At 55.6% G+C, this 13,542-nt stretch carries 12 protein-coding genes, 3 tRNA genes and 3 rRNA genes; 3 read left to right on the top strand and 15 right to left on the bottom strand.

Annotated elements, in window-relative coordinates:
• Nucleotides 1–100: 100 nt before the first annotated feature.
• The 3 genes from K0M74_RS06520 to K0M74_RS06510 are packed head-to-tail and all read right to left on the bottom strand — an operon-like array spanning nucleotide 101 to nucleotide 1,687.
• Nucleotides 101–493, bottom strand: coding sequence for a DUF2958 domain-containing protein (locus K0M74_RS06520; protein WP_293969394.1), 393 nt, complete (start codon nucleotides 491–493; stop codon nucleotides 101–103).
• Between the two features lie 13 nt (nucleotides 494–506).
• The gene (locus K0M74_RS06515; RefSeq protein WP_293969391.1) at nucleotides 507–716 is read right to left on the bottom strand and encodes a hypothetical protein; all 210 of its coding nucleotides are present in this window, start codon (nucleotides 714–716) and stop codon (nucleotides 507–509) included.
• Complete coding sequence (locus K0M74_RS06510; protein ID WP_293969388.1) at nucleotides 713–1,687, bottom strand: zincin-like metallopeptidase domain-containing protein; 975 nt, start codon at nucleotides 1,685–1,687, stop codon at nucleotides 713–715. The genes K0M74_RS06515 and K0M74_RS06510 overlap by 4 nt, the downstream gene beginning before the upstream one ends.
• Before the next feature lie 634 nt (nucleotides 1,688–2,321).
• Between K0M74_RS06510 and K0M74_RS06505 the strand changes: the two genes are divergently transcribed.
• Genes K0M74_RS06505 through K0M74_RS06495 form a run of 3 tightly spaced genes read left to right on the top strand, consistent with a single transcriptional unit; the run spans nucleotide 2,322 to nucleotide 4,392 of the window.
• Nucleotides 2,322–2,516: a hypothetical protein gene (locus K0M74_RS06505; protein ID WP_293969385.1), complete on the top strand. Its 195-nt coding sequence runs from the start codon at nucleotides 2,322–2,324 to the stop codon at nucleotides 2,514–2,516.
• A complete protein-coding gene (locus K0M74_RS06500) occupies nucleotides 2,516–3,688 on the top strand; it encodes a nucleoside triphosphate pyrophosphohydrolase family protein (RefSeq protein ID WP_293969382.1) in 1,173 nt (390 codons plus the stop codon). Before K0M74_RS06505 ends, K0M74_RS06500 begins: the two co-directional genes overlap by 1 nt.
• On the top strand, nucleotides 3,685–4,392 hold the full coding sequence (locus tag K0M74_RS06495; RefSeq protein WP_293969379.1) for a uracil-DNA glycosylase: 708 nt from the start codon (nucleotides 3,685–3,687) through the stop codon (nucleotides 4,390–4,392). The genes K0M74_RS06500 and K0M74_RS06495 overlap by 4 nt, the downstream gene beginning before the upstream one ends.
• Here K0M74_RS06495 and K0M74_RS06490 read toward each other — a convergent pair.
• The 12 genes from K0M74_RS06490 to K0M74_RS06435 all read right to left on the bottom strand — a co-directional run.
• The gene (locus tag K0M74_RS06490; protein ID WP_293969376.1) at nucleotides 4,359–5,156 is read right to left on the bottom strand and encodes a hypothetical protein; all 798 of its coding nucleotides are present in this window, start codon (nucleotides 5,154–5,156) and stop codon (nucleotides 4,359–4,361) included. The genes K0M74_RS06495 and K0M74_RS06490 overlap by 34 nt on opposite strands.
• A complete protein-coding gene (locus tag K0M74_RS06485; RefSeq protein WP_293969373.1) occupies nucleotides 5,128–5,808 on the bottom strand; it encodes a C1 family peptidase in 681 nt (226 codons plus the stop codon). Before K0M74_RS06485 ends, K0M74_RS06490 begins: the two co-directional genes overlap by 29 nt.
• 7 nt (nucleotides 5,809–5,815) lie before the next feature.
• The gene (locus K0M74_RS06480) at nucleotides 5,816–6,826 is read right to left on the bottom strand and encodes an ImmA/IrrE family metallo-endopeptidase (RefSeq protein WP_293969370.1); all 1,011 of its coding nucleotides are present in this window, start codon (nucleotides 6,824–6,826) and stop codon (nucleotides 5,816–5,818) included.
• 3 nt (nucleotides 6,827–6,829) lie between these two features.
• The gene (locus tag K0M74_RS06475; RefSeq protein ID WP_293969367.1) at nucleotides 6,830–7,204 is read right to left on the bottom strand and encodes a helix-turn-helix transcriptional regulator; all 375 of its coding nucleotides are present in this window, start codon (nucleotides 7,202–7,204) and stop codon (nucleotides 6,830–6,832) included.
• Entirely contained in the window at nucleotides 7,201–7,734 is a 534-nt protein-coding gene (locus K0M74_RS06470) for a hypothetical protein (protein WP_293969364.1), read from the bottom strand. The genes K0M74_RS06475 and K0M74_RS06470 overlap by 4 nt, the downstream gene beginning before the upstream one ends.
• 104 nt (nucleotides 7,735–7,838) lie before the next feature.
• On the bottom strand, nucleotides 7,839–9,158 hold the full coding sequence (locus K0M74_RS06465; RefSeq protein ID WP_293969360.1) for a site-specific integrase: 1,320 nt from the start codon (nucleotides 9,156–9,158) through the stop codon (nucleotides 7,839–7,841).
• Nucleotides 9,159–9,315: 157 nt separating this feature from the next.
• Nucleotides 9,316–9,392: transfer RNA gene (locus tag K0M74_RS06460), tRNA-Met, on the bottom strand.
• A 115-nt stretch (nucleotides 9,393–9,507) separates the two neighbouring features.
• Nucleotides 9,508–9,622, bottom strand: a 5S ribosomal RNA gene (gene rrf, locus K0M74_RS06455).
• A gap of 133 nt (nucleotides 9,623–9,755) precedes the next feature.
• Nucleotides 9,756–12,548, bottom strand: a 23S ribosomal RNA gene (locus K0M74_RS06450).
• 317 nt (nucleotides 12,549–12,865) lie between these two features.
• Nucleotides 12,866–12,941 (bottom strand) — tRNA-Ala (locus tag K0M74_RS06445).
• Nucleotides 12,942–12,967: 26 nt separating this feature from the next.
• Nucleotides 12,968–13,044 (bottom strand) — tRNA-Ile (locus K0M74_RS06440).
• Nucleotides 13,045–13,242: 198 nt separating this feature from the next.
• Nucleotides 13,243–13,542: ribosomal RNA gene (locus tag K0M74_RS06435) — 16S ribosomal RNA — on the bottom strand; the annotation flags it as partial.

The following is a 13,542-nucleotide window of genomic DNA, read 5'->3' as shown; positions in this document are numbered from 1 at the left end:
GGCTCGGGCCCCTCCCTCGGGGATTCTGGGGGGGCGGGGTGGATGGGGCCGGTTGCCCGCGCTGGATTATCCCGCGGGGGGTCTGCCGCCGCCTTGGGGGTCAAGGCGGCGGAAGGGCTGGACTTTCTTGGGCGCGGGCGGTGGCTGCGGCTTCGAGCCGCGCCGCGTCCTCGGTGATGCTGCCCGCCAAGCGGGCGGCATCGGCGTAAATGGTCAGCGGAAAGCGGCCTTCAAAACACAGGTCGCGCTCGATGGTCAGCCCGAACGGCAACGACACCGCCGCAATTTCAGCTAGGCTGGCTGAACCCATTTCGGGGCAACCAAAGCCAAGGTCGCAAAGCCCGAACAGCGTGTCGCCGTCCTCGTCCAATTCGGAAAACAGCCAAGTGGCCGCGCCAACAGGCGAAAAGAGTTTGACGACTGGCACATGATCGCCACAGTTTTTGCCGTTGGCAATCAACCTCTCGCGCTGGTCTTGGGTGAGCAAAAGCATAAAGATAATCCCTTCAAAACATCTCGATCTGGTTGCGGGCGTTGGTATCGAACAGGCCATGATCGGCGGGCCGCTGCGCCTTGCGCGGCTCCAGCGGCGCATTGGCGCGCATGGTGAGCCGGTCGCGTGGGGTGATCGGCGCAACGCCGTAAACAAGCGTCTGCTCACCGATGGAAGTCTGCTCGGACGCAAGCCGGTCTTTGGAGGGGAGCGCGGCGCTCATGCCGCCCGCGCCAAGGTGCATTCGCTCTCCCGAACGAACGCCAACAGAAAATCAGCCGCCTTGCTAGCTTGCGATGCCGCTTTGAAAATGGCGCGATTGTCGGCGCGCAACACATTAAGCCAAGAGCCGAGATAGTCGGCATGGCGAACGGTGGGGACGATACCAAGCGCCGCGCAAAGATAGGCCGAGGCCAGTTCGGCACACAATTCCTCGCGGGCATAAAGCGCGGAACCGAAGCCGCCCGACTGGTCACGCGCCAGCCGCGTTTTGCTGCCCGTCCAGTGGCCTAGCTCGTGCAAGGCCGTCCGGTAAAAGTCGATCTGGTGGGTAAATGCCGGTTGCGGCGGCACCTGCACATAATCTCCGCCCACGTCATAAAAGGCCCGCGCGCCACCAATGCGGAAATCGGCACCCGTCGCGGCAATCAACGCCTCCGCGCTTTCGTGCTGTTCGCAGGGCGGCAACGGTGTCGGGTCGGCTGTCAGCCGTTCGGGCAGGCCGTCACACTGCGCCGCGTTGAACACGACAAAGCGTTTGAGGAACGGAATTGTGCGGGGTTCGCCTTCTGGCGCGTCTCCACCCTCGCGCCCATCGTCGGGCGTGAAGCGGTCGGTATAGAAAATCGTATGCCCGCGCTCACCCTTGCGAACGCATCCGCCAGCGGCCAAAGACTGCCGAAAGGTCAACCAATCCTGTGACGGGTAACAGCCTTCAATGACCGCGCCCCACAATATGAGAACATTGACCCCCGAATAGGGACGCCCCGAAACCGCGTTGCGGGGGAGTCCCGGCACTGCCGCCGCTGAACTCCACGGCTGCGCCCAAGGAAAGCAACCCGCTTCAAGCTGGGCGATAATCTTAGCCGTCACCTCGTCATAAAGCGAAGCGCGGGGCGCATCGCTCCCGCGCGCGGTGCGCAGCGCCGCCTTACCCTTGCCGCCAAAACCACGTTTCCGATTGCCAACCGCCATCACAGCCTCCTCGCCCAAAAACCACACCGACCCCGGAGAGGGGGGTGGGCGGCAAAGAGCGACCAAGAGGCCCGCCGGGATCAGGCGCACCTGTAAGGCTGTAACACAGTGAAAGACCCGCTTGCGGGTTGCGCCTGAGCGCGGCGGGCCTAGCCGGAAGCGCCGCCCATCCCCCTCTTCGGGGACGGCCACGAAAACGCCGGCGCACCAGCGCCGTCCGAAGATCAGTGGAATATCATTGAAAGAACATCGCCGCGCAGCGGCCCAACAAGAACGGCACCCTTGCACAAAACGACGCCAGCCGGACGCCCTGCGCCCGGGCCTGTGGGCCAGCGGGCGTCCGGCCAGGAGTGCGCAAGAGTGCCTGCGGGTCAGCTCAAAAACGCCGCACCCTCAAGGAGCGCGAAGCGCGGGACAGAGTGCGACCTTAGAAAATCCCGCTCATTTTCGCGGGGCGTTGCGGGGTGTCCCCGCAGAAGGGGTCTGACAAAACCGCGAAGCGGATTGGACAGTAGGGGAAGGCTTTCCCCATCGAACTAATCGGCATTCTACTTCGAACTCTGAAATCTGGCTCCAGATCCGTGAAGGCACAAATCCATTCGCTTATTTCATTAAACTATGATTTAATGATTTCATGAAAATTGACTGCGAAAGCCTTGATGCCGAAGAGCATCTCCAGATTCAGGTGCCGAGCGAGACAAAATACGACCTGCGTCTGAAGGCGATCAATGGTCGGGAATCAATCAGGATGGTGGTGCTAAGGGCGCTTCAAGCTTATGGGGTGGACGTCCCAATCGACGCTATTTGCGACCGCAGAAAGAGGCATTGATGGCCGACAGCTTTATACCGCTCACTATTGATGAATATGCGCGTCAAGCTGCGCTGACGGATCAGCGAAAGGGGAAACACGCGCTAAGCTTTTCGATGCTCGGTGCATTTGGCGAAACGGGCAGCTTGCTCAGTGAGGTCAAGAAGAAGCAGCGTGATAAGGCTTCTTATTTGGGCTATGCCGAAGCTGTATCGGAAGAGCTAGGCGACGTTCTGTGGTATCTGGCATCTATCGCACGTCGCAGCGGCATTCCTCTCAGCACGATCGCTGCCAATGCATTGGATGCAACACGTGTAGGCAATGCAGCGGATGATAGCTTGACGTTTCATGCGATGCAGCCCGCTCACATACCCATGACGACCGAGCCGTCGGCGCAGTTCGAGCATAGACTTTTGGCGCTCGCCGGCCAGATCGGATTATTGGTCAACGACTATCAATCTGGCGCTCTCAAAGGGCAGGCCAAAATGTTGGCGTGCCTGACGCTCGTGATGCGTCAATTGATTCAGGCAGCAAATGACTCGGGTGCGACACTTGAAGCAGCAGCCATCAAGAACCAGCACAAAATTTTTGATCGCTGGCCCCGCGACCGGACATTTCCAGAGCCGTTCGATGCTCCAATGGATACCGAGGAGCAACTGCCACGACGCATGACCATTGACGTGTTTGAGCGTTCAGTTCGCAAACAGGTCTATGTGTTCCAGAAATCGAGCGGGGTCTTTGTTGGCGACAGATTGACCGATAACGCCCTTGAACCGGACGATTACCGGTTTCATGATGTCTTTCATTATGCGCATGTCGCGGTTCTGGGTTGGTCACCGGTGGTGCGGGCGCTGTTGCGACTGAAACGAAAGAGTGTTCCGAAGCTGGACGACGCTGAGGATGGCGCGCGTGCCATACTCATTGAAGAAGGTGTCACGTCATGGATATTCGGCCAAGCACAGCAGCTGAATTTCTTTGAGGGAGTAAAACGGGGCGGACTTCCGCTGGACATGCTGAAGCATATTCGCCAGTTCGTCACCGGTTACGAATCAGAACGCTGCCCATTGTGGCTTTGGGAGGATGCCATCCTTCAAGGCTACGCGGCCTTCCGATTTCTCCAGAAGCATCGTCGCGGCCGGGTTCTAATCGATTCTCCTAATCGACGGCTCCGCATTAAGGAATTGCCATTATGACGCCCAAGCATTTTGTTGAACAGCTTGCGGAGTTTAGCGCGCCATCGGTGTTCAACCCGTGGGGAGAACGATGCAGCGTTCATGATCGCCCGGATGCTGCGGCAAAGCGCCGAAACAATCTGACTCACATGCTCGAAGCTGTTCTCGATGCAAAGGCAGAAACCATTTGGATCGCGAGGGATCTTGGTTATCGCGGAGGACGGCGGACGGGCGTACCGTTAACTGATGAAGTTCATCTGGATCATGCAGGAGCGTTGATGGGCGGCGTTTCATTTGAACGCGCTACGCAAGGCCCGGTCGTTGCGGAAAGGACAGCGGCGGTGATTTGGCGCGTGCTCACACAGATTGACAAACCGGTGATGCTTTGGAACGTCTTTCCGTTCCATCCTCACGAGGCGGACGACCCGCTTTCCAATCGCTGTCATACCCGTTCTGAACGTACTGCAACCTGGTCATTACTCCAATCGCTCATACAGATGCTGCGTCCGCGTCAGATTGTGGCGATAGGCAGAGATGCGCAAATGGCACTCGGGGAGCTTGGTATTCCGACCAGCGCAGCAAGACACCCAAGCTACGGCGGCCAGAGCGAATTTGTGGCCACGATGTATGCGCTCTACGGCATCGAAGACAAGCCAAGGAAGGACGAGTTTGTCCTACCATTGGAAGTATCTCATACAACGGCCAACACTTTCGCATTTGCTTGATCGCATTGTTGCAACAGATCGGCAATGTCAGCGCGAGTAGCATTTGCGCCTTCGTTTCGGGGTTGATCGATCTGTGCGTGCGTTGAAACAACGGTTAGTGGCCCGACAGCGATGCCGCTTTCCTTTCCAATAAAACTCATCAGGCGACCGAGACCGATAAGATTGCCAAGCAATTTTTCGACGTAGAAGTGGTTGCGATAGAAAGCCGTCATCCCGATCTGACGCTGGGTTCCCTTTCCAATGACTTTAAGACTCGCAAAACTAAGGCATTGACCACCATATGGTGATTTATCGACATCGCGGGTGGGGTCAAAGATACTGATCTCGAATTTGTTCAGCGCGCGCACATTTGGGTCGCGAATGCGTTCGACAATGTCCCAAAGCTGGTTGAAATCAGTACCATCTTTTTGTGGCATCTGCATCATGCGTTCAAAATAGTAGCCAGACCAGTTGTCGGATCGTCGGGGCAGCCGCGGCATAATGTTATCGCGGAACCGATCAAAAAAGTCAGGAGCTCCGAAGCGATTATAAAGGCTGGCCGGAAAGATCGTGTTGGAGACGGTCTCTATCGGCTTCTGTTCCCAAGCTAATAGAAACTTGTCATGAGCCGCAACAACTGGATCAGTCAGGGTTGACCGTGCAGTGGGATCAGCAACGTCAATGATGACATTATACGCGTGATGTCCAGATTGCAAATCGACATGACGTACGGCTTCACGCCAGGCGGAAACACAATCAGGTTGTGACGGGATCGGTAAATACATCGACATCCTCCAAAAGACTGGCTGTGGCAAACAAGCGAGGTGTCAGGAACCTCTCGGTCAGCCAAGCATAACCGTTGATACCCCAAGCCTGACCCCAGCTGTTGCGGATCAAAACTATTGTTGATCCATTGAAGGTGCCATGCCCTACGGCAATTATGGCGTGACGGAGCGCTGGATCGGGGGCTTCCCCATCCGCAGGATCAACAATGCCATTGATCGTAGGGGCATAGAACGACGGAGATAGCGTCGTCAGTAAGATAACCGGTTCATTCCGGTCGAGCTTGTCGATTATAGCCGTCAACGCGTCAGCACAAGCAGACCCGCCACGCCGGAAAATCGGCCCTAGTTTCGCTGGTGGAAACCAGCTGCCATAGTCAGACGGCAGATTGGTCAAATACGGCCAGCCTTCCTCAGCTGGCTGGCCGTCTTGCTTAAGCGCTTCAAGGATTGATCCCAACGTCGCACCTTGCAGAGGCGAACTGTTTGAGCGCCGCTGCGCGTGATAGAAGGCAAATTCGCATGACAATGGCACCCAATCGGCACGAAGCCCGGCGTGCGCATCACTGGCTGCAAATGCCAGACAGGTAGGACGTTGGCCTTGGTCACGCGCAGGCCCGAACAATGGCCGAAGGTCGGTCTCGACTGTGAGCATGGCTGTCTTACGCGGCTTCTAGCAATCGACGACGCTCAGCACGCGAAAAGCCCTCTTCCTCGGGGCCGGTCAGGTCAAAATCAAGAGCAAGCTGGGATAGGGCTGGCGATGGCTGCCAAGGACGAAACTCTTCGATCAACAAATGCCCACGCGCAGCGATCTCGGGCGCGGCCGTAACTTGGCGCAGTACGGGGCTGCCGACGCCGTTCGCATCGATTTCTTGTCGCACGTCTCTTACGATCGCAAAGCCGCTGGCCACAAGTTGGTCGAAATTCCAGATATATCCTCCGTTGCTGTGCTCAGTCAGTCGAAGGACGAACAGATCATGCCGGCTGCCATCAATCCGTGTTCCTTCGTCCCGCTCTGTCAAAAGCCACACGTCACGGCGGTAGTCCGCAGGACGAAAATCCATAAGGAGGTTAGTTTTCAGGAGTCGCGGTTCGGTTTGGCGTAAGCTCTGCATATCTGCGAATGCAAGAAGCTCATAACGAACGAGCGTCCGGCACGTTGCCTCATAACTCGCGCCCATCCGGAGCGAGAGCTGATAGACAATTTCAGGACGACGCAGATCGGCAATTTGCCACCCTTGCCTGGAGCAATGCTCAAGAATGAGCCATTTTGGCATCATGAAGGCAATGGCAAACGAGTCGGCTTCCGCTTCCTGAAAATGTCCCGTCGGTTCGGGAGACGTGGGCATCCGACGCAGGATAGATTCATCGTCGAGGCTAGGTTGATGATCGAGTGAAAAATGACCCAGTTCGTGCGCCGCCGTGAAGCGTTGGATGCTCATCGAGCGCTCGGTGGTAATCAATATACCCGGAATGGGTTCGTTGAGGAATGCACCCAGCAACCCGTGGAGCGGACGAAGCAACAAGGGTAGATCGAGCGAAGCGATGGCACCGAATACATCCACCGCCCCGGCGCGACTTTCGATCAGCGCACGGGTTCCCAGTGTTCTGTGGAGTCGCCCCGCCGCCATCGCCCCGGTCCTAACGGCGCTTGCATAGTCGGTTGCCACTGGTCAGCTCTGCCCCGTGGTCGTCCGGGTTCGAAGATACTCGGCAAAACGGCTCAATTCTTTACGATCTGGAGCGGAAAGGTCCGCTACACGGCGCGCCAGATGCGCTACGTCAACCGGCAGTGATGCCGACACGTCATCCTCACCTGTAAAATAGCCAACTGATTGGCGGTATAATCTTGCGAGGTGGGTCAATTCAATTGCTTCGACGCGGCGCTGCCCATTCTCGATATCGGTAAGCGCTGTGCGCGGGATTTTGAGATAGGACGCCACTTCGTCCTGTTTGAGACCAAGATATTTCCGCGCTTCTCGCAGGCGGTCGCCAAGCAGCTTGCGTTCCATATCATCACTATCGGGACGGGTTGCCAAATTGCTCATTTCTTTGCTCCTTGTTTGCGAAGCCACGCCTTTTCGATCTTGGGGATCATGTTCTGCAAGGCGGCCTCGACCGAATTGTAGCCACCCATCTGAACAATGCTTTCTTTAAGCTGGAAACCGACGATGGCATCAAGCACACAGAGTGCGTCAACGACCGTAAGCGAATCCATCGGAACGGCAGCTTTAACGGCATCGGCTGGAGCCGTCGGCAAAGTTATACCGCGAACCAGCGCTTCGGACTGCGCAACGCCCAGTAACTCATGAGTCAACGCGTCCAACACTTTCTTCATTGGAAAGGATTTTACGATGGGCGCTGGTGGTGCAAGAGTGGCCATGTGATCTCCGCATGATTCGACTACATTGAAATGGTATAATGTCGGAATTTCCGACATGCAAGAAATTTCGCTTTGTGCACTTTTAGGCTGAACAACGGTAGATGCGCGATCTGCGTTTGAGCACCCTTTTTGATGGGCGATGGCCAAATCCCCTTCGGGATTCGTGCGGCCAACATGACAGTCCTTCGCTGTCATTTCGCTGGAAAGCGACGAATGTGACCGTTTGGTCAAATCTTCATCGCTTGGGCGTGATCGCAGCCGATGTTCAACGGCTTGTAGCAATCAGGCCAACGGCAATGTTATTCGTCGTCTTCGATATCGAACGCGGAACGCCCGGGTTGCGGCTTTCTCGCCGCAGGTTTGGGACGACGGACATTGATCGACGCCGCATCAAGGGTGCTCTTGATATGCGCGGCGTAGAATTTCTCGATCATTTCGACACTGGTGCGACAGTTTTTGGCGATCTGGTAGATGTCGGCACCCTCCATCAATCGCATACAGATGTAAGTATGGCGTAAGCTGTAAGCCGTGCGTGGCTTTTCGTCGCGGTCACGCTTGAGTTTTGCACGGTCCAATATGCCATTGAAGAGTTTGACATGATTGCCAGAGAAGACGGGATCAGTGAGTTGGGGATATTCCAGCAGTGGCGGTTCGGTGGCGTAGTCCGGCAATCCTTCTCGACGACGACGCTGCTTCTCCCTGCGGCTCTCTGCTTGCACCGGCTTTGCGCGACCAAGTAGACGTTGATAGGGCCGCACCGCACTAGGCATCGACTTGCAATAACCAACCCCGCGCTTGCCGCGAACTTCGATTTCCAAGATCGTCTCGCCGGTTGCTTCATCCTCGACAATCGCGACGTCGCGGTGCTGGAGGTTCTTCGCCTCATCTGGCCGTAGGCCGGTATTGGCGAGGAACAGCACATAGTCGTGCACCTGTTCGGCATTCCATTTGTGACTGGCATGGAAAGGGTCACGCGCATACGCGCGGGTCGCCTCATAAAGCTGCTTGTATTCAGCAGGGCTGAACCAAGGCCGGTGCACGATCTTGCCCTGTGTCCGGTAAGGCGCAGACAGATCGGGCAAATGTTCAAGCCAGCCTTGACGGATGGCAGTTTTCAGGACTTGCCGTAGCGTGACAATCTCGTTGTGAAGCGTGCTGCGCGCTGGCGGTTTGTCGACCAAGGGACGATTACTGCGGGAATGGGGATTGGCTTCGAGCCGCGATGTCATACGGTGAATGCGATAGTCCTGCACCTTACCCGCCGTCACCTTCGATACACCTAGCTCACCGAAGAACGGCAACAAGTGAACGCGCAACCGGATCTCGTGTCCATCGGTCCACTTCTTGCTACGCTCGCCCTCTGTGATGATTTCATACTCGCGCAAAAATTGGGTCGCAGCCAGAGCGAAGCTCCTTTCGGACAGCAGGGTGCCGCTTTTGTCCTTCCCGCGAAGTTCGAGATACCAGTCCTCGGCAAACTCCGTCGCCAATGAGAGACTATCGCGCTTCGTGGTTGCGCGTCGCTGCTTGCCCCCGACCGAAGCGGCACACTGCCAAATCCGGCTGTCGCCGCGCCTGTAAAGCTGAACCTTGCCGTTCAAAATTTGGTGCGATTCCACGGGCCGTCTCCTCAACGCCGTCGATAATGACCTTTGGCTATCAGGTTTTTATCGAGCCGTCAATTTGTGTTAGCTTTGTGTTAGCGCCAGAACGAACAAAAGCCCCGATCCGAGGACCGAGGCTTTTTGTTAAATCATTGTGATTCCGATATTTTGTTGGTTGCGGGAGTAGGATTTGAACCTACGACCTTCAGGTTATGAGCCTGACGAGCTACCGGGCTGCTCCATCCCGCGCCACCAATGTCGCGATGCCGAAGCGATCCGCGATAACAGCAAAAGGCCGGCATTTCTGCCGGCCTCTAACTTTGTGAATGGGTTTTTCCATATTCGGCCACACGTCGGCTACAATGCCTGGCGACGTCCTACTCTTCCAGGGCTTGAGCCATAGTACCATCGGCGCTGTCAGGTTTCACGGCCGAGTTCGAGATGGGATCGGGTGGGTCACTGACGCCATGGTCACCAAGCAATGAAGCCGGCGTGGGTCGAATTTGGGTTTCAATCGAATGCCCGTGCAATTTGGACTATTTTACAATCATCCACTTCGCGGACAATTCTGAGGCTTTTGGCCCTTCAGGACTGTCGTTGATGGTGGGACTCTTAAGTGCGAATAGAGCAATTAGTATCGGTTAGCTCCACACGTTACCGCGCTTCTACATCCGATCTATCAACGTGGTGGTCTTCCACGGCTCTATGAAATCTTATCTTGAGGGAGGCTTCCCGCTTAGATGCTTTCAGCGGTTATCCCGTCCATACATAGCTACCCTGCTGCGCCACTGGCGTGACGACAGGTACACCAGAGGTATGTTCAACCCGGTCCTCTCGTACTAGGGTCAACTCCTCTCAAATTTCGACGCCCACGGCAGATAGGGACCAAACTGTCTCACGACGTTCTGAACCCAGCTCACGTACCACTTTAATTGGCGAACAGCCAAACCCTTGGGACCTGCTCCAGCCCCAGGATGTGATGAGCCGACATCGAGGTGCCAAACGATTCCGTCGATATGAGCTCTTGGGAATCATCAGCCTGTTATCCCCGGCGTACCTTTTATCCGTTGAGCGATGGCCCTTCCACTCGGGACCACCGGATCACTATGACCGACTTTCGTCTCTGCTCGACTCGTCAGTCTCGCAGTCAGGCAGGCTTATGCCATTGCACTCTTGCAGACGGTTTCCAACCGTCCTGAGCCTACCATCGCGCGCCTCCGTTACTCTTTAGGAGGCGACCGCCCCAGTCAAACTACCCGCCACAGAGGGTCCCTGATCCAGTTTCATGGATCGAGGTTAGACATCAGAAAACAACAGGGTGGTATTTCACCTATGGCTCCACCAGATCTGGCGACCTGGCTTCAAAGCCTCCCACCTATGCTACACAGTTCTTTCCTAATGCCACTCTGAAGCTGCAGTAAAGGTGCACGGGGTCTTTCCGTCTAACCGCGGGTACTCCGCATCTTCACGGAGAATTCAATTTCGCTGAGCATCTCCTGGAGACAGTGGGGAAGTCGTTACGCCATTCGTGCAGGTCGGAACTTACCCGACAAGGAATTTCGCTACCTTAGGACCGTTATAGTTACGGCCGCCGTTTACCTGGGCTTCATTTCGCAGCTTGCACCACTCCACTTAACCTTCAGGCACCGGGCAGGCGTCAGGCCCTATACGTCGTCTTGAAGCCGACTTAGCAGAGCCCTGTGTTTTTGCTAAACAGTCGCTACCCCCTGGCCTGTGCCCCCCACAACTGGTTGCCCAGAAGTGGGGCCTCCTTCTTCCGAAGGTACGGAGGCAATTTGCCGAGTTCCTTCAGGAGACTTCTCTCAAGCGCCTTGGTATACTCTACCATTCCACCTGTGTCGGTTTAGGGTACGGTCTATAATGGAGGGGCTATTTCCTGGAACCTCTTCAAAGCCTGCTCAATCCAATAAGAGCAAACAATTTACGAGATCCGTCACACACCTCCAGGCCCACGAATATTAACGTGGTTCCCATCGACTACCCCCTTCGGGCTCGTCTTAGGGGCCGGCTTACCCTGCTCAGATTAGCTTTAAGCAGGAACCCTTGGAATTTCGGCGACAGGGCATCTCACCCTGTTTATCGCTACTCATGTCAGCATTCGCACTTCCGATACCTCCACGACCCATTACCAGATCGCTTCATCAGCCTACGGAACGCTCCGCTACCGCGTGTAGTAAACTACACACCCTAAGCTTCGGTGCACGTCTTGAGCCCCGTTACATTTTCGCCGCAGGAACCCTTATTTAGACCAGTGAGCTGTTACGCTTTCTTTAAAGGATGGCTGCTTCTAAGCCAACCTCCTGGTTGTTTTGGGATTCCCACATGCTTTACCACTTAGACGTGACTTGGGGACCTTAGCTGTAGGTCAGGGCTGTTTCCCTTTTGACGACGGACCTTAGCACCCGCCGTCTGTCTGCCAGATATTACTCTTGGGTATTCGGAGTTTGGTTAGAATTGGTAGATCTCGCGACCCCCGCATCCATCCAGTGCTCTACCCCCCAAGGTATTCGTCTGACGCTCTACCTCAATAGATTTCGCGGAGAACCAGCTATTTCCCGGTTTGATTGGCCTTTCACCCCTAAACACAACTCATCCGACAATTTTTCAACATTGAACGGTTCGGCCCTCCAGTGCGTGTTACCGCACCTTCAGCCTGGTCATGCCTAGATCACCGGGTTTCGGGTCTAATGCAACAAACTCAGTCGCCCTATTCAGACTCGCTTTCGCTGCGCCTACACCTAACGGCTTAAGCTTGCTTGTTACACTAAGTCACTGACCCATTATGCAAGAGGTACGCTGTCAGGTCTCAAGGACCCTCCAACTGCTTGTAGGCGTTCGGTTTCAGGTACTGTTTCACTCCCCTCATCGGGGTGCTTTTCACCTTTCCCTCACGGTACTAGTTCACTATCGGTCATGCAGGAGTACTTAGGCTTAGAGGGTGGTCCCCCTACGTTCAGACAGGATTTCACGTGTCCCGCCCTACTCAAATCCTTCGACATCACTTTCACATACGGGGCTGTCACCCACTATGGCGCTACTTTCCAGAAGCTTCTGTTAGTTGAATCGAAGGCATTGGCCTGGTCCCGGTTCGCTCGCCACTACTACGGGAGTCTCTGTTGATGTCCTTTCCTCCGGGTACTGAGATGTTTCAGTTCCCCGGGTTCGCTTCACCAAAGCTATGTATTCACTTCGGTGATACCCTTCCCATTTAACCTTCGACGCCGATTGCTCGGCGGCGAAATTAAATGGTGAGGGTGGGTTTCCCCATTCGGAAATCGTTGGATCAAAGCTTGCTCACAGCTCCCCAACGCTTATCGCAGCGTGCCACGTCCTTCATCGCCTCTGCATGCCAAGGCATTCACCAAACGCCCTTACCTCACACTTGAGAGTCCACACCACCAACGACAATCCTGACATCCCCGCGGTGGGAATGGCATTCAGCGTCGCTCATGATGCGGATGATTGTTTTCTTTCTCAGCCAAATATTACTTGCGTTGATCTGATCGACGATCCGCAAACAGTTACCTGCTTGCTTTTCATCAATCGAACCAGCGCGGCATCGATTGAAAAACCCATTCACAATGTCAAAGTGCCGATGAACGAAGCCAAAGCTTCGTTGAAAACCCGCTCGAAAGCGGGAACTGTTGTCTTCATTTCTGGAAATACGCTGTTGGCGACTTCCCACCGCAAGCGGCAGGAAATGGTGGAGCCTATCGGGATCGAACCGATGACCCCCTGCTTGCAAAGCAGGTGCTCTCCCAGCTGAGCTAAGGCCCCCAACCAAGTCGCAACGATGCGGGTAATGGTGGGCCGAGTAGGAGTTGAACCTACGACCTCACGCTTATCAGGCGTGCGCTCTAACCACCTGAGCTACCGGCCCCCGCATCCACCCGAACGAAGCCCAATAGGGCTAGCGTCGGGCTAGCGAGGCCAGCTCGGGTGCATAATCTCCGAAGAGACTATGTTCCAGAATGAAGGGACATGAGGACGGCGGCAATGTTCTTAGAATTCAGTAGAAGCTCTTCCCGACCGAGAGACCGAAGTCCGAGGGTCAGGCGCTTTCTGCCGAAATCCTTAGAAAGGAGGTGATCCAGCCGCAGGTTCCCCTACGGCTACCTTGTTACGACTTCACCCCAGTCGCTGATCCCACCGTGGTCAGCTTCCTCCCTTGCGGGTTAGAGCACTGCCTTCGGGTGAAACCAACTCCCATGGTGTGACGGGCGGTGTGTACAAGGCCTGGGAACGTATTCACCGCGGCATGCTGATCCGCGATTACTAGCGATTCCGCCTTCATGCTCTCGAGTTGCAGAGAACAATCCGAACTGAGACAACTTTTGGAGATTAGCTACCGGTCGCCCGGTTGCTGCCCACTGTAGTT

Source organism: Sphingopyxis sp. (assembly GCF_019459305.1).
In the GTDB taxonomy this organism is placed as follows: domain Bacteria; phylum Pseudomonadota; class Alphaproteobacteria; order Sphingomonadales; family Sphingomonadaceae; genus Sphingopyxis.
This window is presented reverse-complemented; position numbering and strand designations above follow the sequence as displayed.